We start from the raw sequence: 26,052 nt of genomic DNA, 5'->3' as shown, positions 1-26,052 counted from the left end.
TAACCATGTTGGTACAGGTGAATGGCGAGGCGATGGAACTCCCAAGCGGAGCGACCATTGCCGCCCTGATAGAACAACTCACCCTGACCGGGAAACGCCTGGCGGTGGAGGTAAACGAAGACATTGTACCCCGCAGCCAGCACCCGCAGTTCACCCTGAATGAAGGTGACCGGGTGGAAGTGGTCCACGCCATCGGTGGCGGTTGATACCTCACCAGAGCCAGGCGGTTCCCGCTCTTACTTTATCCAGATAACTCAGGCAGGTTATGACAGAGACACCAGAGATTCAGCTCCCCGAAGACAAACCCCTGGAAATCGCCGGCAAGGTGTACCAGTCCCGCTTGTTGGTGGGCACTGGCAAATATCACGATCTGATGGAAACCGGTCATGCCATCGAGGCCAGTGGCGCCGAGATCGTGACTGTGGCGGTACGCCGTACCAACCTGGGCCAGAACCCGGATGAACCCAACCTGCTGGACGTGATTTCCCCGGAAAGCTACACCATCCTGCCCAATACCGCCGGCTGCTACACCGCCAAAGATGCGGTCCGCACTTGCAAGCTGGCCCGGGAACTGCTGGATGGGCACGATCTGGTCAAGCTGGAAGTGCTGGGCGAACATAAAACCCTGTATCCTAACATGCCGGAAACCCTGGTCGCGGCAGAAGAGCTGATCAGGGATGGTTTCAAGGTAATGGTGTACTGCTCGGACGACCCGTTGCTGGCCATGCGCCTGGAAGAAATGGGCTGCGTGGCCATCATGCCTCTGGGTGCACCGATTGGATCGGGCCTGGGTATCCAGAACCGCTACAACATCCGGCTGATTGTCGAGAACGCCAAGGTGCCGGTGCTGGTGGATGCGGGCGTCGGTACGGCCTCAGACGCTACCATTGCCATGGAGCTGGGCTGTGACGGGGTGCTGATGAACACCGCGATCGCCCAGGCCAAAGACCCGATCAGAATGGCCAATGCCATGCGCCTGGCCATCGAATCCGGCCGTGAAGCCTACCTGGCCGGTCGTATGCCCAAGAAACTGTATGCCAGTGCCTCGTCACCGATCGACGGCACTTTTTTCTGAAAAGTCCCTCCCTCGCCGGGGAGGGCATATAAAACCAAAACCAGAATTTCAGAGCGCTGTAGTCCTGTCATGACCAACCAGAAACCCAGTCGCCGGGAGTCTATTCTCCAGGCGCTAGTCGAGCTGTTGCAAAGCGATCCCGGTGCCCGAATCACCACGGCCGGCCTGGCCAAAACCGTGGGCGTTACCGAAGCGGCCTTGTACCGGCATTTTCCCAGCAAGCGCAAAATGTTTGAGGCGCTGATCGAATTTGCCGAGGAGGCGGTTTTTTCCCGTTGCCAGGTGATTCTGCAGGAACAGGAGGATGTGCGCGTGCGCCTGCAGCAGCTGTCGCATCTGGTGCTGGTGTTTGCCGAGCGTAATCCGGGCCTGTGCTGTGTGCTGACTGGCGATGCGCTGATGGGGGAGGATGAATCCCTGAGAAAGCGGGCATCCCAGTTTTTCGAGCGGCTGGAAACCCAGATTCGCCAGGCCCTGAAAGAAGGTGAAATCCGTCAGGGACTGCGGCCCAGAACCACGGCTGCCCGTGGTGCGGACTTTGTCATGGTGTTCGTGGAAGGCCGGATTCAGCGCTTTGTGCGCTCTTCGTTTTCGCGCTTGCCGACGAGTGATTTCGACGAGGCCTGGGGGCTGGTGTCTGAGGTGGTCTGGGGTTGAGCCGTGGAGTTTCGTTCACCTAGCCTTCCAGTGGACTGCCTGTTGTGACTGGGGTTTACCTTCGCAGAACCGCTACAAGCACATCCATGTGCGCTTCTCTCCGGCCATCCTTGGCCTCCGACATTCTGCGAAGGTAAACCCCAGTCACAACGATCGAACTTTGTTGGGATAGTCGAGTTATACCCCTCGATCTTTCTCTATGGATTTGTATTTCCTGATCAAACCTAGATTCGGTGCGTTATCGCTGATGTCAGAAAGGCATGGGCTGGGATCCCTTTCCCGAAATTTCGGAGGCCAAGGATGGCCGGAGAGAAGCGCACACGGATGTGCTCGTAGCGGTTTCGGGAAAGGGATCCCAGCCCATGCCTAACTCCAAAATATCAGGCTAGGTGTTGGCGATATTATCCAACCTTACTCGTATCCGGAAGCAGTCCGCAGAATTGAGCGCACTGGCGCCCACACGGCCGGCGCCGAGATGAGAATATCCCGTCCATAGAGATCCGCCGGATAGCCCTCCGGAACTTCCCCGAAATGGCCTACCGTAGCGCCAGCTTCTTTTGCGATCAGGCGGGCGGCGGCGAAGTCCCAGGGGCTGACGTTTTCGTAGTAGATGTCCAGCCGGCCACAGGCCACCCAGCAGATGTCCAGAGCGGCTGAGCCGATCCGGCGCAGGTCTCGGCACTGGTGAATCATGGCGTCCAGGCGGCGTACCAGCGGTTCCAGGTTGTCCTTGGTGTACGGAAAACCGGTGGCGAACAGCGATTGCCTGGGGTCGGTCGCTCCGCTGTGGCGGATTGGCTGGTTGTTCAGGGTTGCGCCTTCGCTTTCGGTAGCCCGGAAGGTCTCGCCGGGAAACGGCGCGTGCACAACGCCCACCCGCACTTTGCCCTTCTCGGCGTAGGCGATGGACACCGCAACCTGGGGATGGCCGTAAGCGTAGTTCACCGTGCCGTCGATGGGATCGACTATCCACAATGGCGTTTCCAGCTCTTCCGCCTGGGACAGATCCGGCATGGTTTCCTCAGAGAGGATGCGGTGGTGGGGGAAGCGTTCGCGGATGGTGCCGGTGATGAACTCGTCGGCCATCACGTCGGCGTGGGTGACCAGTTCGGTCTGGTGTTTGTAGTCGGTGCGCAGGGTGTTTTCTTCCCGCTCGTGGCGGATCAATTCGCCGGCTTCGCGGGCCAGGGCTTCGGTGAAATCGGCGATTTCCTGGAGAGAAACTGAGTCAGACATGGCACCCCCGCGGTTTCTGAAACTGTGAGGGTGCAAGTCTAGCACGGCAGGCTTACAGGCTGTTCAGCCACTTCTCCATTTTATCCATGGCCAGCACCAGTCTTGGGCAGGCCTGCTGGATATAGCTGTCATCCAGCTCCTGGTCGGCGTAATCGCCACCGGCCAGGTTCAGGGCCGCGGCACCGTCGAAATCGACAAACGCCAGGCGGGCGCCCAGGTGATCCGGCACGAAGCCGAAATCACTGGAGGGCAGGATGGCGACGCCGGTATTCTCCAGCAGGGCGGTGCAGAAGGCCTGGGAAGTCTTGATGTCCTTGCGGGCCAATTGGTCGCGGAAACCGGAGAAGTCCGGGAACAGGTAGAACGCACCTTCGGGCTTCTGAACCACCGCGCCCATGTCGGTCAGACGGCGATGCATGTATTCACCCACCACTTTCAGCACCCGGCGCGACTGAACCAGATATTCCTCAATATCCTCACCACCATTGAAAGCAGCAATGGCAGCGTGCTGGATGGGGGCGCTGGTCGCCGTGTAGGTTTCGCTGGCGATGATCGCCATGGCGTCCTGCAGTGGCCTCAGCTCGGGCGGGAAGATAAAGGTGCCCAGGCGCCAGCCGCCGGCGCCGGCCCACTTGGACAGGCCGGTGCTGATGATGGTGCCTTCCGGGTAGTAGCGGGCAATGGACTTGTGCTTGCCCTCAAAGTGCACTTCTCCGTAGATCTCGTCTGAGAGCAGGATCAGCTTGTACTTGCGGGCCACGTTGGCGATGGCCAGCAGCTGGTCGTCGGTGTAGGTGCAACCGGTGGGGTTGGACGGGTAGTTGAGAATCAGGATTCGCGGGCGCGACGGGTCGTCCCGGCAGATAATGTCCAGTTCCTCGGCGGTCAGCTGCCAGTTGTTCTCAGCGTGGGTCGGCAGCCAGTGCACCGAGCGACCGATGATGCGGGCCTGGGGCGCGTAGGACACCCAGCTCGGGCGCGGGATCAGCAGGTCGCCGTAGTAGGCCAGCTGCAGCATGAACAGCAGCTCTTTGGAGCCCGGGCCGATCAGCACGTCTTCCCAGGTACAGCGCATGCGTTCGCTCCGGTTGATGTAGCCGGCGATGGCTTCACGCAGGCCCTTCAGACCTTTGACCGGCAGATAGTCCTTTTCGTGGGCGTGCTCCTTGAGGGCGTCGACCACGCGATCCGGTACCGGGAACGGCGACTGCCCCAGCCCCAGTTTGATGATGTCCTTGCCTTCGGAACGGAGCTGGTTACTGAGCTCGTTGATGCGCAGGGTGGCGGAGGGCTGGATGCCCCGTACGTTCAGGTTAATCGCGTAACGGTGGTCGTTTTTTATGTCCATTGTCCCGGTCTGTTGGTTGGAGGGTGACAACGGCAGTATAGGAAACCCAAACATATCTGTGATGGGGGTGCGGATAGGGGATTGCCGAAGTCTGCAGGCAGACTTTGGTCGAATCCCCGGCTGGTCAGGGGTTCTTGATCCAGACTTCTACCCGGCCATTGCGCAGGTTTCCCTTGCCGCCAACGGGCATGTAGTGGCCATAACCTGTGTAGGCGACGTTCGCCACACCTGCCTGGCCCAGTGCCTTGCGCACCGACAACGCTCTCAGCTCGGAAATCATCTGGGCCCGAAGTTCGTGACTCTGTGCATCTGCAAAACCGATCAACAGCAGATCACTGGCGTCGCGATTGTGCTGTCGCAGGTAATGCTTCACCCGTAGCAGATCCCGCTGGGCCTTGTTGTCGAGCTTGGTGCGGGCTTCGGCAAAGCGGAAATTGACGGTCAGGCGCTGGTAATTGCTGGTCAGTCGCCGGAAGCTCTCTGGTACGGAGGTGTCGAATTCCGGTTTTACCGCGATCGGATTCTGGGAAATAAACCCGGATTCGGCCACCAGGTTCTGGCCATCCTCTTCCAGTGCATAGTCGATCAGGCCTTTGGCGAAAGTCGGTGTTCTATCTCCCATGGTATACATGAACAGTCGGCGGGAGAGTGGGTAGTCTTCGCTGGCAACCGTGAGCTGATTCGGTTTCAGGGCCGGGGCATTGCCTTCGGAAATCGCCAGCAGTTTGCTGTTGCGCACCGAGGCCAGGCCGGAGAAGCCGATACCACCGGGATCGCGGGACACGTCATCGGACAGCTGGTCGTTGGATTCGTAGCGTTTGGCGGATTCGTCCAGGCGGTAGCTTTTACCCAGAACCAGGGATTTAAAGGTATCCCAGGTGCCAGAACGATCATCCCGGGCGTAGAGCCGTATTGGCCGGTCCGGCCCGCCAAGTTCCGACCAGTTGCGAATCTGGCCAGCGAAAATGCGCCCGAGCGTATCGATACTCATGGCATTGATAGGGTTCTCGGGGTGCACCAGTACGGCAAGGCCATCAATAGCGATGACATGCTCACTTTCAAGGGCCGTCAGGTCGGCCTTCTGGCGAACCTGTTCCGCCTCAGCGGCTTTGACCGGTCGGGAGGATGCCCAGATCTGCGCCTGACCGCTGGCCAGGGTGCGGAAGCCGGTGCTGGAGCCGTGGGCGGCCACCAGAACACTGATGGGACCCTGTTCGGTCTCGGTCAGCAGAATCTGCTCGTTCTCGGTGCCCGTAGCCCGGCGACTGACCGACCCATTACCCTGCTGTGCCAGATAGCCGCTTACCAGCATGGGTGCCAGTGTGGCGCCGACGGTGTTGGAGCCGTGAATTTCCAGCTCATGGGCGTAGGCGCTGGCGCAGAGACTGGCGCTTGCAAGCAGTGCCAGCCAGTGGCCGGCGGTCTTCCTTGTGAAATCAGGCATCGTGTTGAAAACCTTTTCAGATCAGATGGTTGTGATGCCGGAAGGATGCTTCAGAAATATGACATTTATGTTTCAGGCGAGATCAGTTGGCGCGAAAGGTTCAATACTTTTGTAATAAAGTGTTAAGCAGGCCGCTGAGGCGCCGGGCTTGCTGGCTTATAGTGGGGTGTCCGCAGTAACAAAAACAAACACAAACACAGCGGGGCACTATCATGCATGTGACATCGCTCCGGCATGGCTCATCTTCGGAAGAACATCATCGAACCGCAGCCTTTGAGAAGGTTTTGCTGGTCGATGACCACGCCCTGTTTGCGCAGGCGCTGGCGGGCCTGATCCGGCAGGAGGAACTGGCGCTCTCGGTGGTCACGGTGGGCACGCTGGAGGACGCGGCCGAGCAACTGGTCCATGGCACCGGGGTCGATCTGGTATTGCTTGACCTGGCACTTAACGGAGAAGCCGGACTTTCGCTGTTGCCGCGTCTGGCTGGCTTGCGGAACACCCCGCCGGTGGTGATTATCTCCAGCAGTGAGGACGAAAGCACCGTCAGGGCCGTGCGAACGGCCGGGGCGGCGGGGTTTCTGGCCAAATCGGCCGGCCGGGCGGCACTGGTTCGTATGATGCAATCGGTACGGCGGGGGCAGGGCTATTTCCCCGGGGGTATGGCGCCTCTGGTGTCGGAGACCCCGTTAACACCACGTCAGCTCGAAGTGCTGACGCTCCTCGCCCAGGGGTTTCCCAACAAACGCATCTGCCAGAGCTTGGGCCTGACCGAACACACGGTCAAAACCCACCTGAAAGCGATCTTTACCCAACTGGGGGTGCACAATCGGACTGAATGCGTGAACCGGGCCCGGGCCCTGGGCTGGTTGTAACAGCAATCGGCAGTGCCACCCAGAATACCGCTCCCCGGCCCGAAGATGATTCGGTTCCACATTGCCCGCCCATGAGCCGGGAGAATTCGCGCACGATGGTCAGGCCCAGCCCGAGCCCCGCCTGGTGGCTGGCACCGGCACGGATGTAGGGGTCGAAGACCTGTGTGTGCAGACTTTCCGGCAGCCCACGCCCGTCATCGCACACCCGGATGCGGGCCCAGTTCCCGGTGGTGACCGTGTTGACCTGAATGCGCTGGCCACCACTGTGGTCGGCGGCATTGATGACCAGGTTCTGCAATACTCGCAACAGCAAGCTGGGATCCGCGGTCAAGGCCAGCCCGGGCTCGGCCGGGGCAATGTCCAGGCGGATGTCGCGACGGGACAAGGTGTCTGACAGCAGATCTTCAAGCTCCTGCAACGTATGGTTCAGTTGCACAGGCTGGAGCTCCGGCTGAATCATGCCCTCGTTCAGTCGGGCGCTGTCGAACACCGTTCCCAGCAGATTACGGAGCTGGCCCACGGTATCACGAAGCTGATTCATCACCTCGGAGTGTTCGCGTTCAGGTTGCAGCGTTTCCAGCGTCAGGTCGATGACATTCAGGGGTTGGCGAAGATCATGGCTGGCCGCGGTAATCAGCTCGGTTTTCCGACGGCTTTCGTCCCTGGCGGACTGGTGTAACAGATCCAGTAACTGGCGGTCGAGAAAGTGGGCCCGGTGACGGTACTCGCTGATCCAGGCGCCCACCATACCGATGACATTCGCCGTCATCAGAAAAAACAGATTGGTGAGGGTGGCGGTGGCGGGGTTGCCGGCCCAGAGCTCGGCCAGCAGGTAGGCCCACACCAGAACAAAGGACGCCACCGATGCGGAGACAAACGGCAGTCCCATGGCAAAGTACCCGAACATCAGCATGAGTATCATGCCCTCATAAGGCAGGGGGTAGCTGTGCCAGCGGGCAGCCAGGATAATGGCAATGACGCTCAGGCCTCCGGCGATATAGGCAAACACATACAGGCGCTCGAAGCGGAGGTCGTTGGGGGTTTTCCGGTGGGCTAGCCAGAGAACCAGGGCGATGATCGGGCAGGTAATGGCCAGTCTTATTCCAGCCGTGAAACGGGCCAGCTCGGCTGGCAGGGTCATCAGGTCTACCAGGGCGTACACCAGAAAGAGCAGCAGACCAGCGATAGATGCCAGTCTCGCCCGTTGGCGGATTAACGCAGAACGCGCTTTGCGGTAGTCGGCTTCCAGTGCCGGCACAAAACGCAGGGTCTGGAAGCCTCTGGCCTGTTGCTGTTGGATTTGTTCGGCCGTCATGGTCGGGATATCCACGGAACACAAGCTCCGATTCTAGAACGCTCTGGCTCCGGATTTCGGGAGCCAGAGCACAGAGTGGTCAGCTTTGGTTCAGCATTCTGAGTCGGGCCCAGGTTCGGCTCTGTTCATCGGGGAAGTATTGCTCCAGCAGGGCATCCTTGTGTTTCTGACGATCTGCTCCGGCCAGGCCTTCCAGATCCTCGGCGTCAACAGCCTGTTCGAACTCGGAAAACTGCTGATCAAAACTTTCACGTTGTTTGAGGTAACTGACGACCCCTTCGGCACTTTCCGGGTCCATGCCCAGCTCCACCAGCTTCCGGCCGGCGGCTTCCGGTGATTCGGTATTCTCCAGGGCAGACAGTCGGGCCTGATGCTCGCGGGTTTCGCTCTGCAGTCGTTGCTCGGTTGCCTGAAGCGACTCCGGCAGCTGTTTGCGGTGCCATTCAATCAGCGCCTGTTTGCCTTGATCGGAAAGATCTTCCCGCTGCTGGATACTCATGGCCGCCAGGGTGTACTCGCTGTAGGCCTCTTCCTCGCCGAAAAACGCCTGATGTGCGTCCGGGCTGAAGGTCGAACGGCGCAGTTGTTTCAGGCTGCTCAGGGCATCGCCGAGGGCGGTTAGCTGGTAGCCAGGGTCGTGTTGTCGGCTCGGATCCAGTTCCGTCTGCATCAGCTGTAACGCAGCCTGCTTGTAAGCCAGGTATTGGTCGAGCAGTACCATGGCATCGCTGGCGGCCGGTTCCGGCAGATAGTTGCGGGCCAGGGACTGAATCTGTCCGATGGCGGCCTCCGGTGAGACTTCACCCACGGCGCTCAGGAAGTAATCGAAGAAGTCGCGAACGCCAAGGTCCAGAATCAACTCGCCGTTGCCGTCTGCCTTGAGGGCGCCGTCGATATCCGTGCCGGCCAGGGAGCGGGCAAAGTTCTGGTCGGGAAGGCTGGCGGGTGTCTGGTGTGGCGGTTCCTTATTGGAAGGAACCGGGGCCGATGCCTGGGTGACCGCCGGTGGCGTGACAGCAGGCGCACTGGCAAAGGTTTTTGCCGGGTCTGGCCTGGGTTTTGAATCCGGTGCCTGCCAGTACCAGAGGCCGCTGCTGGCCATAATGGCCAGCAGGGCAACGGGAAGCGGCCACCGCAGTTTCCGGGTGGACTGGTGCTTCATAACCACCTCACAGACCGCGGTTTTTCAGACGGTTGGCCTGGCTGCGGTAGAGTGAGACCGGGTTGGTCCAGAGAGAACGGGCGCCCAGCAGATGGTTGATGGCATCAACGTGGTTCATGTCGTAGTGGGTGCCGATGACATTGCCCATCATGGTGGCGCAGACGCCGACCAGACCATCATTGGGCTCGCTGCCAAAGGCCAGGGAGGTCACGCCCAGGAACGGATCGGTAATGTCGAACACGTTGGTCCATACGGCGCGTCCGGTCCAGGAGAAAAACTTGATCTTCTGGCCACTGATCCAGACATCTTCGCTGGTACCCGCGCAGGCATTACGATTAACCCCTTTCCAACCCAGGGCGTCGTTCAGGCTGGTGGTGCCCGGAGTGGTCAGGGTTTCCAGGGCGGCAATACCATCCTGGGAGTTGCTGGCTCCGGACAGGGCATTGATCAGTCCGCCCAGGGCGTTGGCAATGGCGTCGGCGCCCCCTTCAACATAGCTGCCGGGAGGGATGATGCCCCGGATAACGTCAGCAACTTTGGAGCCCTTGTTTACGCCGTCAATCGACGTGACCGAGGCAATCTTGTGGGGAATCAGAGCCGCTGCCACCCGGGAGGTGGGGGCACCCTGACTGTGCGCCACCAGATTGACCTTGCTGTGGCCCAGGCTGTTGACGTAATTGGCCAGTTGCTGGCCACGCTGTTCGCTGCTGTTCACGAAGGACACGCTGGCGGTATAGACCTTTGCGCCACTGCGTTCAAGGTTCCAGGGAATGGTGTGGAAGTAGTTGATCAGACCGCCAAGAGTGTTGAAGCCGGTTACACCGTGTACCAGCACAATCGGATGACGGGTCTGGGTGTAGCTGGCGTGGCTCAGTACCGAGAACACCAGCATGAGAATTCCGGCCACAAGCCGGATGGGCATGGCAAAACGCATAGATGACTCCTGTTGTTTTTGTTGGTTGTCGACATGCAACAGGGAGTATCACGGACGAACACAGGTGCCGGTAATCGCCCATTTGGGTGAGGCGGCTCCGGTGACAGTCGGTCAGAATCGGTGCGGTTCAAGTTCGGTGTGAATGATGCTCTGGCCAAGCATGATGATACGGCCGGTGTAACGCTCTTCGCCGGTGGTGGTGAAGTCGAACAGGAAACGCCGCCACACTCGCAGTTTTCCGTTCTGATCGCGCTTGAACCAGAGTCCGCGCAGATAAACGGCGTCGTCCAGCAGCATTACGTCCATGGATTTGCAGTACCGGTGAGCAGCCTGCAAGACAAAGTCTTTGATGGCTTTGGCCCGCCACCAGTACCAGATGGCGAAACCGGCGACAAACAGCCAGAAGAGGGTTGCTAGGGTCAAGGCACGGGGAATCCTGTGGGTGATTGCGACAGGGGTGGAGGCTCCACCCCGGCGAATCGCCAGACTACCCTATTGTGCCGGCTCAGGAAATTGCCGGGCCGGGGCTTTGGGCCCTCGTACAGTGGATCCTACGCTTCACCTTTGTCAAAAGCGAAGGGTGTTTGCAAAATATGGATAGGTTTGCGACGGTTTCTGCTTATGCTGGAACAAAGCGCCTGCTCGAAGCAGGCGGCGCACGGAAGGTATTTGGCGTATGCAGGCGTTGACAGAACAGGACTTCAAAGCCCTGGTGGATAATCATCCGCGAGCCATCATGCTTTCAACTCCGGACGCAGTCATTACCTATGTGAACCGGATGTTCCAGGCCGTGACCGGCTACCGCCCAGAAGAAGTCCTGGGCCGGGCACCGTCGGTGCTCAGTTCCGGACTGCACTCGCCGGAGTTCTATCAGGCCATGTGGGAAAGCCTGAATGAGAGCGGTCGATGGGAAGGCCTGATCTGGAACCGGCGCAAGAGCGGCGAGAACTATCCCCAGTGGCTGACCATCTACCCGGTGGACTATCAGGGCAAGCGCCTGTACGCCGGTGTGTTCATGGATGTGGGTGAGCTGGCTGCCAGCGAGGAACGACTGGCGACCCTGGCCTATTATGATCCCCTCACGGAACTGCCCAACCGTTCATTGTTCCAGGAATTCCTGAAGGCCCGGGTCAACCAGCGTAAAGACACCGCTGATCTGTTTGCGGTGCTTTATATCGACCTGGACTTTTTCAAGTCTGTGAACGACTTGCATGGCCACGATTGTGGCGACCGGGTGCTGCAACAGGCTGCGGCCTGTATCCAGGCCGTGGTTCGCAAGGGCGATGTGATTGCCCGGCTATCGGGGGATGAGTTTGCCGCCATCATCGAACTGGATACCGAAGATCAACTGAAAGCGGTGTGTGAGCGCATGACCCATGTGTTCCGGGCACCCGTGATGGTGGAGCACCGGGAATATTTTCTCTCCGCCTCGGTGGGCGCCGCTATCTATCCGAATCACGGCGAGACCGCGGGTGAATTGCTGCAGAATGCCGACCGGGCCATGTATACCGCGAAACTGGCCGGGCGGGCCTGCTACCGGATCTACAGTGCGAGCGAAATCCAGCATGGCCAGCAGCAACAACGGCTGTCCGAAGCCCTTGTGGCTTCCCTGAAGGTGGCGCCGGAGGAATTCTCGGTGGTGTACCAGCCCCAGTACGATCTCGCCACCGGCGCCATGGCCGGCATGGAAGCTCTGCTGCGCTGGCAGCACCCTGAGCTGGGGTCAGTATCACCGGGAGAGTTTGTCCCGGTGGCCGAGCAGCGCGGGCACATTCACGAACTGACCGAGCAACTGATCCGATGCATCCGTCGGGATCTGGAGGCTTGTGCTGTCGATCATGGCCGAGGTCGACGCCTGGCCATCAATATTTCTGCCCGACAGATTGCCGATGGCCGACTGGATGGATTGCTGGAGCCATTCTTCGAGCGGGTTCGGCAGGCGGGCTGGCAGCCGGAAATCGAGATTACTGAAACCCACCTGATGAACCTGTCACGCCGTTGCCTGGACAAACTCCGGGAATTTGGTGACAAGGGGGTGGTGGTTGCCATTGACGACTTTGGTACCGGATATTCCTCGCTGGCGTATCTGCATGCTTTACCTGTAAACGTGCTCAAGATTGATCAGCAGTTCGTCCAGCGGCTGGGGCAGGACGGCAGGGATTCACGGATTGTGTCAGCCATTCTGGCCATCGCCGAGGCGCTGAGTCTGGAGGTGGTAGCGGAGGGCATCGAGACCGAGATTCAGAAACGCAAGCTCCAGGAATTGAACTGTCACCGTGGCCAGGGCTACCTGATGGCCCGGCCGTCCCCCCTGGATGAGCTGCCACTGGATTGATAAGAATCAATTAACAGGCAAACTCCGTCCCGTTTCTTGCCGTTTTGCAAGATTTGGCTAGGGGTTTGCGGCACGCTGGCTTAAAACAGCAAGCTCACTCACTGCCTGTTCACGCTGTATGCGCAATCTCACTGCCAAACCGGATCTGGATGCCTACCTTCGACTCAATCGCGCTGCAGCCGGCGAATGGCAGGCGGCTATCCGTGAGTTGCTGGCCTGTGATGACGTTGGTCTCACTCTTGAGCGGCCGCAAACTGTTGCTGGGTCGCTGTCTTCCCTGAGTGTTGATCGTGGGGTCGTGTGTGCCCTGGATCTGGCCCAGGATGCCGAGGTGCATCTGTGCGGACTGCCTGGGACATTGCTGGTGGTGCCGGTATCGGGGCAGTGCGATGTATTGGTGAATGGCGATTGCGGACAGCCGGCTTTCCCGATGGCCGCCATCACCTCCAGCCAGGCAATTTCCGTGCGCGCCTGCGGGCAGTCCCGGCTGATTCTGTTAAACCCGGAACAATGGTGCGGCAGCGCCAGGCCAGGGCAGAGGGTGTTAGCCTGGATGGCGGAACGGGTGAATCACTTTCTGTTGCGCTCCAACTTCTTCCAGGATCACAACGATGCCTGCGCTGCGGCCGACAGCCTGTTTGACGAACTGGACAACATCGCCCGAGAGGGTGGTTGTGAACCCAACGAAACGCCCCCAGAGCTCGATCGCCGGCTTCTTCGGGTTATCGACAAAATCCGCATGGAGCCCGCCTGGGAGTTCGATTTGCAGGAGCTGGCAAACCATTCCGGGGTCAGCGAGCGCAATCTGTATTATCTGATGAAGCGGGAAACCGGAATGACCCCCTACCGTTTCTACCAGCGCTGTCGGTTGATCCGGGTACGGCGCAGGCTGGTGGATTGCCAGTGTGATGTGCCCCATATTTCCTGGTACGCCGCCGATGAGGGATTTTCACATCTGGGGCGGTTTGCTGCGCTGTACCGGGAACATTTCGGTGAGTTGCCCAGCGAGACCGTCCAGTGGCGCCGCCGTCTGCAGACGGGAGAGGCAGCGTTGGAAGCGCCGGACAGGATCGTTGCTTCCTGACAAAAAAAGCCCGACATGACGCCATGCCGGGCTTTTTTGTGTTGCTGTGCGGGGTTAGTGGTTGCCCGCCGGCACCTGTGATGACTCTTCGTCGTTGCCGTATTCATCGGCTGCCGAGCCATGGTGGTCACGGGCCAGCAAAATGTAGAACGCCGGCAGCACAAACACCGTGAACAGGGTACCAATGCCCAGACCAGCACTGATGGTCAGGCCGATAGCAAACCGGCTTTCCGCACCCGGGCCGATGGCAATCAGCAGAGGCACCATGGCGAAGATCAATGCCAGAGAGGTCATGATAATCGGGCGCAAGCGGATAGCCGCCGCCTCGATGACCGCATCGACCTTGTTCAAGCCCCGCTCTTTCTGCAACTGATTGGCGAATTCCACAATCAGGATGCCGTTCTTGGAGACCACCCCGATTAGCGTAATCAGCCCCACCTGTGTGTAGATGTTCATGGTGGCAAAGCCCAGTACGATGAACGCCATGGCCCCGGCTACCGACATGGGAACCGATACCAGAATGATGATCGGGTCGCGCCAGCTTTCAAACTGCGCGGCCAGGACCAGATAGATCACCAGCAATGACAGGAAGAAGGTCACCATCAGTGCGCTGCCCTGGGTGGCCAGCTGGCGGGTTTCCCCGGTGTAGTCGTAGCTGAAACCCTGAGGGAAGACGTCGCTGGCGGTTTGCTCCATAAACTCCATGGCGGTGCCTGCCGCCACGCCCGGCATCACCACGCCCTCCAGGGTCAGCGAGTTTTGCTGGTTGAACTGAGTGCGGTTCGACGGCTCCACTTCCTCGGTAAAGCTCACGACGCTGGACAGCGGCACCAGTTCGCCGTTGCCGGCACGGATGTAGTAGTCCTGCAGGGCTTCCTTGCTCGGGCGGAACTGGTCATCCACCTGTGGAATCACCTGGTATGAACGGCCTTCCATGTTGAAGCGGTTGATGTAGCCGCCACTGAGCATGCTGGCCAGGGACTGCCCAACATCCTGCATTGACAGGCCCAGATCGGCCACGCGATCACGATCAACATTAATGCGGGTAACCGGCTTGTCGAAGTTGATGGACTTCTTCAGGAACATGAAGTTACCGCTCTGCATGGCCTTGCCCAGCATTTCATCCGCCACCTGGTCCAGCTGTTCATAGCTGCCGCCGGTGGTGATGACAAACTGGAACGGCAGGCCGCCGCCGGAGCCGGGCAGGGACGGCCGGGGGAATACCGCGGTCTGCAGCCCGGTGACCTTTTTCAGTTCAGCATCCAGCTTGGGCTGAACCTCGAACTGGGTAATCTCCCGCTCGCTCCAGGGCGCCAGCTTGAAGCCACCGAAGACGGCGTTGGGGCTGGTGATGCCCAGAATCATGAAGTCTTCGCTGTAACCCGGCACCTCAGACATCCGGTTCTGCACTTCCTGACCGTGGTCGTACAGGTAGTCCAGGGTGGAGGTCTCGGGCCCCAGGCCTTGATAGAACAGGATGCCCTGGTCTTCGGTGGGGGCCAGTTCGTTCTGACTCATCATCAACATGAAGTAGATGGATCCAAGTACCACAAAGGCGAAGAACACCACGACGGACTTGGTTTGCATCAATGACGCCAGCGCTGCCTTGTAACCGTTTGCCAGACCGTTGAAGCTCTTTTCGACAACCTTTTCAAAGCGGCCCGGGTCGCCGTGGGGTTTGAGTACCTTGGCAGACAGCATGGGTGACAGGGTCAGTGCAACAATACCGGAAATGACCACGGTGCCGGCCAGGGTGAAGGCAAACTCGGTAAACAGTGAGCCTACGAGACCTCCCATAAAGCCGATGGGCGCATAAACCGCAACCAGGGTGGTGGTCATGGCGATGATTGGGGTCGCCATTTCCCGGGCACCGTTGATGGCAGCATCGAACCGGGATTCGCCCTGTTCAATATGCCGGTGCACGTTTTCCACCATGATGATGGCATCATCTACCACCAGGCCGATGGCCAGCACCATAGACAGGAGCGTCAGCAGGTTCAGGGAGAAGCCGAACATCAGCATGACAAAGGCGCCACCGATCAGGGACAGCGGAACCGCTACAGATGGCACCACTGAGGCTCGAACCGAACCCAGGCACAGGAAAACCACCACCAGTACGATGATCATGGCTTCCAGCAAGGTCTGGATAACCTCGTTGATGGAATCGTCGATAAAGTCGGAAGCGTCGTAGGCCAGGCGCACATTCAGGCCGCTGGGTAACTGACTCTCGATATCCGGCAGTTCTGCCTTGACCAGTTCAGCCACCGTCAGCGGGTTGGCTCCTGGTGCCAGCTCAATGGCCACATAGGTGGCTGGTTGGCCTTTGTACAGCGCCAGGCTGTCGTAGGTCTGGGAGCCCAGCTCCACCCGGGCAATGTCCTGCAGGCGGATCAGAGTGCCGTTTGACTGTTTAACCACCAGGTTCCGGAAGGCGTCCGGGTCGGCGATGTCGGTGTCGCTGGTCAGGCTGACCTCGGTGTACTTGCCGCGGGTCTTACCCACCGCGGCCTGATAGTTGTTGGCCCGCAATTTGGCAGCCACCTCGACCGGGGTCATATCCACGGCGGCGAGACGCTCCGGGTCCAGCCAGATACGCAGGGCAAACGTCCGGCCCAGCAGTTCAGCCTTGCCCACGCCGGCCAGCGCCTGCAGCTTGGGCTGCACCACCCGGGTCAGATAATCGGTAATCTGGGGGACATCCAGCTCGGTGCTGTAAAAGGCAATGTACATCAGTGCCGTGCTGTCGCCGGTTGTAGAGGTAATCACCGGGTCCTCGGCTTCCGCCGGTAACACGTTGCGCTGGCTGGCCACCTTGGCCTGGATCTCTGCCAGGGCATCGTTGGCGTCGTAGTTCAGGATCATCTTGGCCTGAATGGTCGATACGCTCTGGGAACTGGTGGACGTCAGGTAATCAATGCCGCTGGCTTCCGCAATGGCCTGCTGCAGCGGAGTCGTGATAAAGCCCTTGATCAGGTCCGAACTGGCGCCGGGGTAAGCCGTGGAGACGGTCACCGTGGTGCTTTCCAGCTCCGGATACTGCCGGATTTCCATCTCCATGGCGGCCCGCGCGCCGATCAACAGGATCAGCAGGCTGACCACCGTGGCGAGAACCGGCCGGTGGACAAAAATGTCGGTGAATTTCATTACTCAGACGCCTCCTGGCCGGACTCGTCCTGGATTTCAACACGCTGGCCCGCGCGCAGCCTCAGCAGGCCCTTGGCGACGACCGTTTCGCCTTCTTCCAGACCGGAAAGCACGGCTGAGCGGCCATCACGGACTTCGCCCGTGGTGACGGTGCGGCGGCTGACAATCAGTTCACCGTTGTCGTTTTCTTCAACCACATACACGAAATTGCCGTAGGTGTTGTAGGAAATGGCGGTGCGCGGCAGGGTAACCACTTCATTGTCCCGGGGCTGACCGGTCTGAATGGTGGCAAACATGCCGGGGCGCAGCAGGTTTTCTTCATTATCCAGGGTGGCGCGTATACGCACGGTACGGGTTTCCGGGTTTACCGAGGTGTTGATAGCGCTCACCTCACCCTCGAAGGACTGGTCCGGCACAGCAGCGACCGTCACGGATACCGGGTAGCCCTGATCCACGTCCGGCAGAAATTTCTCGGACAGGGTGTAGTCCACATAGATAGGGTTCAGCATGTTGATCTCGACGATCGGTGTGCCGGTGGCAACGTACTGACCCTGATCCACCATGCGGATACCCAGCTTGCCGTCGAAGGGCGCGCGAATCACCTTCTTGTTGAGCTGAGCTTCGGCCTCGTTGACACGGGCTCGGGCGGCATCGAAATTGGCCTTGGCCTCATCATACTGGGACTGAGACACGGCCCGCTTCGGCAGCAGATCCGAAACCCGCTTGAATTCCTGTTCTGCCAGTTGGGCTTCTGCCCGCCGTGTGCGCAGCGCTGCTTCGTCGATGGCGGCATCCAGGCGCACCAGAACATCGCCCTTGTTGACGGTATCGCCGGACTCAAAGCCAATGCTCTCAATCACACCGGGCACTTCGTTGGCCACTTCGATGCCGTTGATAGCAGTGATGCTGCCGACAGCCTTGATCGCCGGCTGCCAGTTTTCGGTAGTTGCTTTGGTCACAGAAATGATGGCTGGCGGCTGTGGCTGGGACATCATTTCTTTCATCTGGCCGAACTGGTAGAACTTGTAACCAAAGATTCCACCCAGCACGACGCCGAGAAAAAGGAGAACGATGACGAAACGGGAAGCAGTGCGCATAAGTCTGTTCCTGGGAGTGAATTTCCTGAATCTGATAAAGTCGCCCGGAAGGGAAGGCTGACAGCTGTCCTTGCAAATCAGGGCACGGGGACAATGTAATAGAGCATCAGTTCAATTTAACGAATAGGATGCTACAAAAGCTGTTTCTATTTGTCACCCGTTTGCATTCAACAAACAGTATAAATACTGCGGACAGGTTACGCTGGTGTGTCCGGGGTGGATTATAGTATCCGGGCGTATTTCGGACTCCCGCTTTTCGACAGCAGGAATACAGGACTAACATCGATGCAACTGATTCTCGGCCTGGCCCTGGCTGCCGCTGTATTTGTGATCCTGAAAAAATGGGGCGCGCTGTCGCCGGAAGGGCAGAAGGCGGCAATCTGGAAAGTCATTCTGGTGGCTGGCGGTGCGCTGTTGCTGTTCATGGTGCTGACGGGCCGGGTGCATGTGATCACGGCCGGTATTGCCGCTCTTATTCCCCTGTTGAGAAAGGTGCCGGCACTACTGCGTTATGCGCCGATGTTTCGCAAGGCCATGGGCGATTCATCCGGTAATGACTCGACGCGCCATGCAAATGCCGGGGGCGATCGGGCTGCCACCCGGGGGCCAATGAGCACGCAGGAAGCCTGCGATATTCTGGGAGTTAACCCCGGTTGCTCCCGTGAGGAGGTGACCGCTGCCCACCGCAAACTGATGTTGAAGGTGCACCCGGACCGCGGCGGCAACGATTACCTGGCCGCCAAGCTCAATGAGGCCCGAGATGTCTTGCTGGGCAAGCGTAATCAGGCCTGATCAGGGCAGAATTTCCACTTTGACGTCGATGGACAGGTTTTCTGCACGCTTGCCGTTCACACGGTAGGTGATGCCTTGCTGCTCCTGATTCATGGAGGTGCGAGTTCCTCCGAGGCTGACCCATTGGCCCGGCTCGACCCGCCGGATGGTCATCAGGGCTTCGGTTTCGTAGCCGGGCAGTGCGGCGGGGTCTTCCTCAAAGGACACGATACTCAGCTCTACCGCCTGGCTCGAGATGGCCTGGGGGCTTACGACAAAGCCGCTTCGGGTTTCGACCTGCTGCAGTATGGCGGCGGGGTTGCGCCCACCCTTAACGGCAAATTGCAAGGTTCGCACATTGCCGGAGGTAATGTGGGCTGACTGGCCATCCTGCACGATCAACTGACGTTCACGGGTTGAATTGGTGCTGATGGTGCGGCGTTCGACGCTGGCGCCGGCCGAGCCGTTCGAGAGGCTGACGCCGCCTCCGGATTGTTTGCCGCCGATGTCCTGACGGTAGCGTACGCTGATCCTCATCTGTACCGGCGGCACATCCATCGATTGCACCAGTGTTCCGATTTCGTCCAGCAGTGCGGGTTCGCCACGGACCACCAGTTGTTGTCCGCGTGCCGTCACCGTGACCGGCGACTGTTGGTAAAGTTCGCGAATCTGTAGCGCAATGTCGTCGGCCGTTCGGTTGTTCAGCTCATAGACCCTGGCTTCTGATTGTGCCCAAACGACGGTGGAAGCCGTTAACATCGCAAGAAACAGGGCAGTCATCAGCCAGAGAACGGAGCGGTGCTCGGTGTTTCGCATGCAGGCCTCCAGAGCCATGACGGCCATGCCCGCATTAAATAATCCGTTTTGCGGGTTGCCATCGTTAAAACCGTAGGTATATAGTGAAAAGCATGAAGACCTTACACGCAGCCTGTCAATTGAATGTTCTGAAAGCTTTCGGTGAAAAACTGAAGGCCGCAGGCTCTGCTGTGTATTTTTGGTGGTTTGGTTATGGCTTTTATTTTAGCCAGAGCCCGGGCCGCCCATAAGATCTTCATCGACCGAATACAACGAGGAAGGCAGCCCGGCAAGCAACCCAGGCTGCCACCGGACTCCGAAAAGCCCCGACTGGTAGCCCAGCCGGGGCTTTTTTGATTCTGACACAGGGAAACGGGAACACAGACATGAACATGCCGCTGAAATCTGAAACACTGGATGCGCAAGCCTCAAGCGCCTGCCAGCACCGCCAGGAAGCGAGACTGCCCACCGCCGCCGAGTTGCGCCAGCAGTTTCCTGCCGATGAGCAACAGGTGCGGGCCATTGCCGGTTACCGTGATCAGATCCGCGCCGTGCTGCACGGTCAGGACGACCGCACCCTGATCGTGATGGGCCCCTGCTCCATTCACGACGAGCAGGCTGCCCTGGATTACGCCACCCGCCTGAAAGCACTGTCAGACGAAGTCAGTGACCGTTTCCTGATTGTCATGCGCGCCTACCTGGAGAAACCCCGTACCACGGTGGGCTGGAAAGGCCTTCTGTACGATCCGGAACGCACCGGTCAGGGCAATCTGAAACAGGGTCTGGAGCGTTCCCGCAAGCTGTTGCTGGCGTTGTCCGAGCTCGGCCTGCCGCTCGCCACCGAAGCCCTGAGCCCGTTCATGATGGATTACCTGGGGGACCTGGTAAGCTGGACCGCGATCGGCGCCCGTACCACCGAATCCCAGATTCACCGGGAAATGGTCAGCGGCCTGCCCATGCCTACCGGGTTCAAGAACGGCACCGATGGTGGCATTACCGTGGCCAGCCACGCCATGAAGTCGGCCTCGCACCCGCACCACCACATGGGGATCTCCCATAGCGGCGCACCGGTGATGATTTCCACCGCCGGCAATCCGGATACTCATCTGGTTCTGCGCGGTGGCCGGGGTGTGACCAACTACGATGAACTGAGCATTGCCAAAGCGGTGGCAGAGCTGGAAAAAGCCGGCGTATCAACGGCGGTGATGGTGGACTGCAGCCATGATAACGCCTGCAAGCAGGCCGAGCGGCAGGTGGACATCGCCCGGGAAGTGATGGCGCAGAAGCGTAACGGCAATCGGCACATCAAGGGCCTGATGCTGGAAAGCTTCCTGGAATTCGGCCGCCAGGACGACGGCAAAGAGCTGGTCTACGGGTGCTCGATTACCGATCCATGCCTGGGCTGGGAACAGACGGAGACTCTGATCCGCTCACTGTAGACAGCAGCAGTTGCCCGGCCAGCAATACCAGAATGCCCCCCATGGTCCGGTCGAGCCAGTGTCCGAACCGGTTGAACCCCCGGCGGACACGGGGGTGGGTAAAGAACACCGCTACCATGGCAAACCACAGGCCGGTGGCCAGGGCCATATAGATGCCGTATCCGGCCTGCAGCAGAACCGGCGTGCCTGGATTGATGATGACGGAGAACAGGGACACGAAAAACAGGGTGGCCTTGGGATTGAGGGCGTTGGTTAAAAACCCGAGCCGGAACGCCGCCCAGCCAGTCTGGGCCTGCCCGCCGTTCGCTTGCACGTGAATGGCTCCGGGTTTGGCCCGCAGGCAGTGCCAGGCGATATAGAGCAGATACACGGCCCCAATCACTTTCAGCACGGTAAACAGCATTACCGATTGCTGGATGATCAGCCCGATACCCAGCAGCGAATAGCCCACATGCAGCAGAATGCCGATGCCAATGCCCATGGCGGTCAGCAGGGCATTGCGCCGGGCCTGGGTCAGTGCCTGGCGCAGCATGACTGCAAAATCCGGCCCGGGGCTGGCCACCGCCAAAAGGTGCACCAGGGCAACGGTCAGAAACTCCAGCCAGTAATTCTGCACATTCATTCTCCCGCGTGTTTGCAATTGTGCTTGGGTTGTTGCGCCTGCAGCCAGTAACCACAGGGATTTTTTCTGTGATTCCCCTGTCAGCGGATAATAAGCTTTCTATACTTTACCGAAAGGCTCCTTAAGTTTAATAGCCCAAACCACCTGAAATTTCAGTCAGTCTCCAGGAGGCAGGATGGACAAGCGAGAAGTGGATGTAGCGGTTATCGGTGCGGGTACGGCGGGAATGGTCGCCTATCAGCGCGCCCGCAGGGCCACCGACCGGATTGTGTTGATTGAGGGTGATCAATACGGCACCACCTGTGCCCGGGTAGGGTGCATGCCCAGCAAGTTGCTGATTGCCGCCGCGGAAAGGGCCCATCAGGTGAGGCAGGCGGAAGCGTTCGGTGTGCTTCCGGGCGATGTGCGCATTGATGGTCCGGCTGTGATGGCGCGAGTGCGTGAAGAGCGCGATCGCTTTGTGGCACCGGTGGTGCGGTCCATGGAATCGCTGCCGCAGGAACACCGGTTGATGGGGCATGCCCGATTTGTTGACAGTCATCGTCTTGTCGTGGGTGATCATACCGAGGTCACCGCGGGCCGGATTGTTATTGCCACCGGCTCCCGCCCCAACATCCCGGGCATTCTGAAAGAAGCGAAAGACCGACTGGTGGTCAACGATGACGTGTTCGACTGGCGGGATCTGCCGTCTTCGGTGGCGGTGTTCGGCCCGGGAGTGATTGGGGTCGAATTAGGTCAGGCATTGAGCCGGCTGGGCGTAAAGGTCCGCATGTTTGGCGTCAGCGGCGGCATTGGCGGTATTCAGGATGAGAAGGTGAGGGAGTATGCGCTGGACACCTTCCGTGAAGAGTTTGCCATCAGCCCGAAAGCCGATACCCGGCGTGTTGAACGCATCGAGGAGGGGGTTCGCATCAGCTGGAGCGAGGGCGGCAAGGAGCATCAGCAAACCTTTGATTATCTGTTGGCAGCCACCGGGCGGAGACCCAACATTGATCACCTGGATATCCAGAATGCCGGCATCGAACTGGATGAACGGGGCATGCCGGAGTTTGACCCCTTCACCCTGCGCTGCGGTGACAGCCATATCTTCATTGCCGGTGATGTGAACAACGACCGCCCCCTGCTGCACGAGGCGGCAGACGAAGGCCGGATTGCCGGCGACAATGCAGGGGCCTGGCCGGAAGTCCGAACCGGCCGCAGAAAAACTCCCATGGCGGTGGTGTTCACCGAGCCCCAGATTGCCTCGGTGGGGCTGAACATTCATCAGGTGGATGAGCGTTGCCAGGGCTGCTTTGCGGTTGGTGAGGTGTCGTTTGAGGATCAGGGTCGCAGCAAGGTTATTGGCAAGAATCGGGGGCTGCTCCGGGTCTACGGCGAGCACGGCAGCGGCCTGTTCATGGGGGCCCAGATGTTCGGGCCTGCTGCAGAGCACCTTGCCCACTTGCTGGCGTGGTGCGTGCAAAAGCGAATGACCGTGAGCGAAATGCTGGAGATGCCGTTCTACCATCCGGTGATTGAGGAGGGGCTGCGAACCGCAATAAAAGACCTGAGCAAGAAACTCCGGATAGGCCCTGAGCCAGGGGAGGGTTGCATGGATTGCGGGCCGGGTGTGTAGCTTTACCCTCCGTCTTTGACAGAGGGCAAGTCATTAAAGCGTGTTTTGCGCTAGATTCATGGCATTGGCGGTTGTATTCCGCTGATGCCGTGCCCATATCTTCTCATGGAAGAAGTAAGCAACGGTGTTAATGGCCGGTTCGACCATCGCGATCAGGCTGCCGATCAGAATGTCCCCGGTCAGCAGGAACGCGACGGTAAAAGCCACCGTAAAGTGGGTAATCGCGAAGGTGATCGTTTTCAGAAACGACGGGTCGCCCTTCGAGCTGTGATTGTGAACAAACAGTTTCAGGGTACTCATGGAATCAACTCCGCGTGATGAATGCCTATAACCCCATTTAAGGACAAACGAGAATTGTTTCCAAATAGAAAGTGACATTTTTCTCGATAGGGTTCAGCTATGATTTTAGGGTTGGTGGTATAAGTTTCTGCTATGAGCGATATTGAATACCCAAACTTTCGTTCTGACACTGAGCTGTCATACAGTAGCTGTTAGATGACACCCCAAAACGAATCAGGAGGTTCAACATGGGCAAGAATTTTATTGGTCTCGACACAGACAAAACCCAGAAGCTGGCAGATGCACTGAACGAACTGCTCTCCAACTACCAGATTTTCTACATGAATGTGCGTGGCTATCACTGGAACATCAAGGGTGACAATTTCTTTGAGCTGCATGCCAAATTTGAAGAACTCTACGATGACCTGCTGCTCAAGATTGATGAAATTGCCGAGCGGGTTCTCACCCTGGGCCATCGTCCTGCACACGCCTACAGCACCTACATTGAAAAGTCCGAAGTGCCGGAGCGCAAGGACGTATCTGATGGCAAAGAAGCGGTGGGTAACATCGTCGAGAGTTTCGGTAAGCTCATCGCCAAGCAGCGTGGCCTGCTGAACCTGGCCGGTGAAGCAGAAGATGAAGGTACCGTGGCACTGATGAGTGACTATATCTCTCAGCAGGAAAAAACGGTATGGATGTACCGGAGCTACCTGGGCCAGTAAGTTCCGGCTGATGCTCCGACTTTTCCCCGGCCCGGCATCGGGCCGGGGAGTTGTCACAGAAACGTCACTGCACTGTCACTTTCCTTTCCCGCGTTCGTCACGTCTGTCGCCTAGCCTTCTTTGCTCTTGCATCATTAAATAAGCAAAGGAGCCCGCTGTGCCCAAGACATCGCACCCATTTCAACTGTCATTGCTCGTTCTCGCTGTGAGCGCCGTGCTGGTATCCGGCTGTAATTCCTCGGACAACGATGATGATCTGGCGCCGGAAGCTCAGGTCACTGGCCTGACGCTCGAATTCGCCGGTCGATACAGCACCGGACAGTTTGATGAGTCTGCTGCGGAAATCACGGCGTTTGACCCTGCCAGTCGCAGGGCGTTTGTGGTTAATGCCTTGTCCGGGGCTGTGGATGTGCTGGATATGAGCGACCCGGTCAATCCAGCCAAAATCGACACGCTGACAGTTGCTGACATTGCCGCTGATGCGGTGGTTAACAGTGTGGCGGTGGCAAACGGGCTCGTTGCGGTTGCTGTTGAATCGAATCCGAAAACTGACCCCGGTTATGTTGCGGTATTTGGAGCTGCAGACCTGCAGCTGCGTGACAGTATCCAGGTAGGTGCGCAGCCGGATATGGTGACCTTTACGCCGGATGGGCAATATGTCCTGGCAGCAAACGAAGGCGAGCCAAGCGATGACTACCAGATCGATCCGGAAGGGTCGATCAATGTGGTTGATGTTTCCAATCCGGGGAATCTCACGGTACGGACAGCCGATTTTCTGGCCTTCAACAGCCAGGATGGCGCCCTGAAGGCATCGGGTGTTCGCATATACGGCCCGGGGGCCACCGTAGCCCAGGATCTGGAACCGGAATATATCACCGTCAGTGCCGACAGCCGCACTGCCTGGGTCTCTTTGCAGGAAAACAACGCCCTGGCGAAGCTGGATATCGGCGCGGCAACGGTCACCGGTATTTTACCCCTGGGGTTCAAGGATTACGGTGTTGAGGGGCAGGGTATTGATGCCTCGGACGATGACGGCGTCATCAATATCCAGAGATGGCCGGGTGTGGCGGGTATCTACCATCCCGATGCCATCGACAGTTACCAGGCAAATGGTGAAACCTTTATCGTGACGGCCAATGAGGGTGATGCCAGGGCCTGGGGTGAAGATGACGCCGACTACTGGAATGGCGATAGTTCCAGGGGTTTTGTCGAAGAGTTGCGGGTGAAACACCTGGTACATCCGGATGGTTTTGCCCGCCGGATTGGTGACGACATGCCACCGCAACTGACTGCGCTGGCCGAAGGTGCGCTGTTGAATCCATCCGTCTTCGATTACTGCGGTGCCACAGCCGGTGCAGCCAATGACTGTCGCGATGATGACCAGTTGGGAAGACTCAACATCAGTTGGGTGCAGGGTTACCGGGTTGATGAAAATGGTGCTCCTGTCATGTTCAACGCGTCGGGTGCAGAAGACCCGGACGGCACGCTTCTGATGTACGACCAGCTGTACTCCTACGGCACGCGTTCTCTGGCGATCTGGAATGAGGACGGTGAGCTGGTATGGGACTCCGGCGATGCGATCGAGCAGTTCCTGGCCAGTGAGGACTGTCGTCTGGGTACGGCTCGTTCTATTCCCTGCTCAGACCACTTCAACTCCGCCCATGACGAGGGCATGGCGTTCGATTCCCGGTCGGACGCCAAAGGTCCGGAACCTGAAGCCGTGACTGTGGCGACGTTCGGCAATAAAACCTTTGCTTTTCTGGGCCTTGAGCGCATGGGCGGTATTCTGGTCTACGACGTAACGGACCCTGCCAGTCCGGTTCAGGTGGATTACCTGAATACCCGTGACGACTGGACCACTGTCGACACGGCTTCAGTACTCGAAACCGCAGGGGATCTGGGCGTGGAGAGCATCACTGTGGTGGCCGCCGATGACTCACCTACTGGTGAGCCGTTACTCATCACCGGTAACGAAGTCAGCGGCACCACGGCGATCTACCGTGTGAAACTCGAACTGACTGATTAATTCAGTTTCCGGAATAAAAAAGCCCCGTCTTCATGGCGGGGCTTTTTTGTGTCCGGTGACCCGTCCTGAATAAGGTTTAC

At 58.8% G+C, this 26,052-nt stretch carries 23 protein-coding genes; 11 read left to right on the top strand and 12 right to left on the bottom strand.

Annotated elements, in window-relative coordinates; translation table 11 throughout:
- The first annotated feature begins 5 nt into the window (after window positions 1–5).
- The 3 genes from thiS to slmA all read left to right on the top strand — a co-directional run bounded on the left by thiS (window position 6) and on the right by slmA (window position 1,732).
- Complete coding sequence (thiS, locus tag B3Y70_RS05390) at window positions 6–206, top strand: sulfur carrier protein ThiS (protein WP_031210319.1); 201 nt, start codon at window positions 6–8, stop codon at window positions 204–206.
- Window positions 207–265: 59 nt separating this feature from the next.
- Complete coding sequence (locus tag B3Y70_RS05385; RefSeq protein ID WP_022993138.1) at window positions 266–1,075, top strand: thiazole synthase; 810 nt, start codon at window positions 266–268, stop codon at window positions 1,073–1,075.
- 69 nt (window positions 1,076–1,144) lie between these two features.
- The gene (slmA, locus tag B3Y70_RS05380) at window positions 1,145–1,732 is read left to right on the top strand and encodes a nucleoid occlusion factor SlmA (RefSeq protein ID WP_272998476.1); all 588 of its coding nucleotides are present in this window, start codon (window positions 1,145–1,147) and stop codon (window positions 1,730–1,732) included.
- A 411-nt stretch (window positions 1,733–2,143) separates the two neighbouring features.
- On the opposite strand, the gene B3Y70_RS05375 is transcribed toward slmA, so the two are convergent.
- From B3Y70_RS05375 to B3Y70_RS05365, 3 genes are all read right to left on the bottom strand, one after another.
- Window positions 2,144–2,968, bottom strand: coding sequence for an inositol monophosphatase family protein (locus B3Y70_RS05375; RefSeq protein ID WP_014422779.1), 825 nt, complete (start codon window positions 2,966–2,968; stop codon window positions 2,144–2,146).
- 52 nt (window positions 2,969–3,020) lie between these two features.
- Window positions 3,021–4,316 carry a pyridoxal phosphate-dependent aminotransferase gene (locus B3Y70_RS05370; RefSeq protein ID WP_022993136.1) on the bottom strand — a complete coding sequence of 432 codons (1,296 nt, stop codon included), beginning with the start codon at window positions 4,314–4,316 and terminating at the stop codon, window positions 3,021–3,023.
- Window positions 4,317–4,440: 124 nt separating this feature from the next.
- Complete coding sequence (locus tag B3Y70_RS05365) at window positions 4,441–5,760, bottom strand: substrate-binding domain-containing protein (protein WP_153740202.1); 1,320 nt, start codon at window positions 5,758–5,760, stop codon at window positions 4,441–4,443.
- A gap of 212 nt (window positions 5,761–5,972) precedes the next feature.
- Here B3Y70_RS05365 and B3Y70_RS05360 point away from each other — a divergent pair, with 212 nt between their 5' ends.
- Window positions 5,973–6,632, top strand: a complete 660-nt coding sequence (locus B3Y70_RS05360) for a response regulator transcription factor (protein WP_153740201.1) — start codon at window positions 5,973–5,975, stop codon at window positions 6,630–6,632.
- On the opposite strand, the gene B3Y70_RS05355 is transcribed toward B3Y70_RS05360, so the two are convergent.
- From B3Y70_RS05355 to B3Y70_RS05340, 4 genes are all read right to left on the bottom strand, one after another.
- Window positions 6,565–7,947 (bottom strand): sensor histidine kinase, encoded by a 1,383-nt coding sequence (locus tag B3Y70_RS05355; protein WP_206769444.1) that lies wholly within the window; start codon window positions 7,945–7,947, stop codon window positions 6,565–6,567. The two genes, B3Y70_RS05360 and B3Y70_RS05355, sit on opposite strands and share 68 nt — an antisense overlap.
- Window positions 7,948–8,026: 79 nt before the next feature.
- On the bottom strand, window positions 8,027–9,109 hold the full coding sequence (locus B3Y70_RS05350) for a lipase secretion chaperone (RefSeq protein WP_153740199.1): 1,083 nt from the start codon (window positions 9,107–9,109) through the stop codon (window positions 8,027–8,029).
- 7 nt (window positions 9,110–9,116) lie between these two features.
- A complete protein-coding gene (locus B3Y70_RS05345) occupies window positions 9,117–10,043 on the bottom strand; it encodes an esterase/lipase family protein (protein ID WP_153740198.1) in 927 nt (308 codons plus the stop codon).
- A gap of 111 nt (window positions 10,044–10,154) precedes the next feature.
- Entirely contained in the window at window positions 10,155–10,466 is a 312-nt protein-coding gene (locus B3Y70_RS05340; protein ID WP_023009553.1) for a DUF3301 domain-containing protein, read from the bottom strand.
- A gap of 253 nt (window positions 10,467–10,719) precedes the next feature.
- Here B3Y70_RS05340 and B3Y70_RS05335 point away from each other — a divergent pair, with 253 nt between their 5' ends.
- On the top strand, window positions 10,720–12,378 hold the full coding sequence (locus tag B3Y70_RS05335; protein ID WP_153740197.1) for a putative bifunctional diguanylate cyclase/phosphodiesterase: 1,659 nt from the start codon (window positions 10,720–10,722) through the stop codon (window positions 12,376–12,378).
- Window positions 12,379–12,496: 118 nt separating this feature from the next.
- The gene (locus B3Y70_RS05330) at window positions 12,497–13,462 is read left to right on the top strand and encodes a helix-turn-helix domain-containing protein (RefSeq protein ID WP_153740196.1); all 966 of its coding nucleotides are present in this window, start codon (window positions 12,497–12,499) and stop codon (window positions 13,460–13,462) included.
- A gap of 54 nt (window positions 13,463–13,516) precedes the next feature.
- On the opposite strand, the gene B3Y70_RS05325 is transcribed toward B3Y70_RS05330, so the two are convergent.
- Both B3Y70_RS05325 and B3Y70_RS05320 read right to left on the bottom strand, forming a co-directional pair.
- A complete protein-coding gene (locus tag B3Y70_RS05325) occupies window positions 13,517–16,606 on the bottom strand; it encodes an efflux RND transporter permease subunit (protein WP_014422768.1) in 3,090 nt (1,029 codons plus the stop codon).
- Window positions 16,606–17,703 (bottom strand): efflux RND transporter periplasmic adaptor subunit, encoded by a 1,098-nt coding sequence (locus B3Y70_RS05320; protein WP_022993128.1) that lies wholly within the window; start codon window positions 17,701–17,703, stop codon window positions 16,606–16,608. The genes B3Y70_RS05325 and B3Y70_RS05320 overlap by 1 nt, the downstream gene beginning before the upstream one ends.
- A 285-nt stretch (window positions 17,704–17,988) precedes the next feature.
- On the opposite strand from B3Y70_RS05320, the gene B3Y70_RS05315 reads away from it, so the two are divergent.
- The gene (locus tag B3Y70_RS05315; RefSeq protein ID WP_183577329.1) at window positions 17,989–18,495 is read left to right on the top strand and encodes a DnaJ domain-containing protein; all 507 of its coding nucleotides are present in this window, start codon (window positions 17,989–17,991) and stop codon (window positions 18,493–18,495) included.
- Here B3Y70_RS05315 and B3Y70_RS05310 read toward each other — a convergent pair whose 3' ends face one another.
- A complete protein-coding gene (locus B3Y70_RS05310) occupies window positions 18,496–19,290 on the bottom strand; it encodes a secretin N-terminal domain-containing protein (protein ID WP_288589332.1) in 795 nt (264 codons plus the stop codon).
- A gap of 365 nt (window positions 19,291–19,655) precedes the next feature.
- Here B3Y70_RS05310 and B3Y70_RS05305 point away from each other — a divergent pair, with 365 nt between their 5' ends.
- On the top strand, window positions 19,656–20,708 hold the full coding sequence (locus B3Y70_RS05305) for a 3-deoxy-7-phosphoheptulonate synthase (RefSeq protein ID WP_286896564.1): 1,053 nt from the start codon (window positions 19,656–19,658) through the stop codon (window positions 20,706–20,708).
- Here the strand turns inward: B3Y70_RS05305 and B3Y70_RS05300 are convergent.
- Window positions 20,653–21,324 carry a LysE family translocator gene (locus tag B3Y70_RS05300; RefSeq protein WP_011786900.1) on the bottom strand — a complete coding sequence of 224 codons (672 nt, stop codon included), beginning with the start codon at window positions 21,322–21,324 and terminating at the stop codon, window positions 20,653–20,655. The two genes, B3Y70_RS05305 and B3Y70_RS05300, sit on opposite strands and share 56 nt — an antisense overlap.
- Window positions 21,325–21,505: 181 nt before the next feature.
- Between B3Y70_RS05300 and B3Y70_RS05295 the strand changes: the two genes are divergently transcribed.
- On the top strand, window positions 21,506–22,945 hold the full coding sequence (locus B3Y70_RS05295; RefSeq protein WP_153740193.1) for a dihydrolipoyl dehydrogenase: 1,440 nt from the start codon (window positions 21,506–21,508) through the stop codon (window positions 22,943–22,945).
- A gap of 33 nt (window positions 22,946–22,978) precedes the next feature.
- Here the strand turns inward: B3Y70_RS05295 and B3Y70_RS05290 are convergent, their stop codons facing one another.
- Window positions 22,979–23,245 (bottom strand): DUF2061 domain-containing protein, encoded by a 267-nt coding sequence (locus B3Y70_RS05290; protein WP_153740192.1) that lies wholly within the window; start codon window positions 23,243–23,245, stop codon window positions 22,979–22,981.
- A gap of 227 nt (window positions 23,246–23,472) precedes the next feature.
- Here B3Y70_RS05290 and B3Y70_RS05285 point away from each other — a divergent pair, with 227 nt between their 5' ends.
- Window positions 23,473–23,946, top strand: coding sequence for a Dps family protein (locus B3Y70_RS05285; protein ID WP_014422762.1), 474 nt, complete (start codon window positions 23,473–23,475; stop codon window positions 23,944–23,946).
- Window positions 23,947–24,103: 157 nt separating this feature from the next.
- Entirely contained in the window at window positions 24,104–25,972 is a 1,869-nt protein-coding gene (locus tag B3Y70_RS05280) for a choice-of-anchor I family protein (RefSeq protein WP_153740191.1), read from the top strand.
- The last annotated feature ends 80 nt before the right edge of the window (window positions 25,973–26,052 follow it).

Origin of the sequence: Marinobacter sp. UBA5687 (assembly GCF_002420325.1) — a bacterium.
GTDB lineage: Bacteria > Pseudomonadota > Gammaproteobacteria > Pseudomonadales > Oleiphilaceae > Marinobacter > Marinobacter nauticus.
The sequence above is the reverse complement of the archived record's forward strand: the minus strand, read 5'-3'. Positions and strand labels throughout refer to the sequence as shown.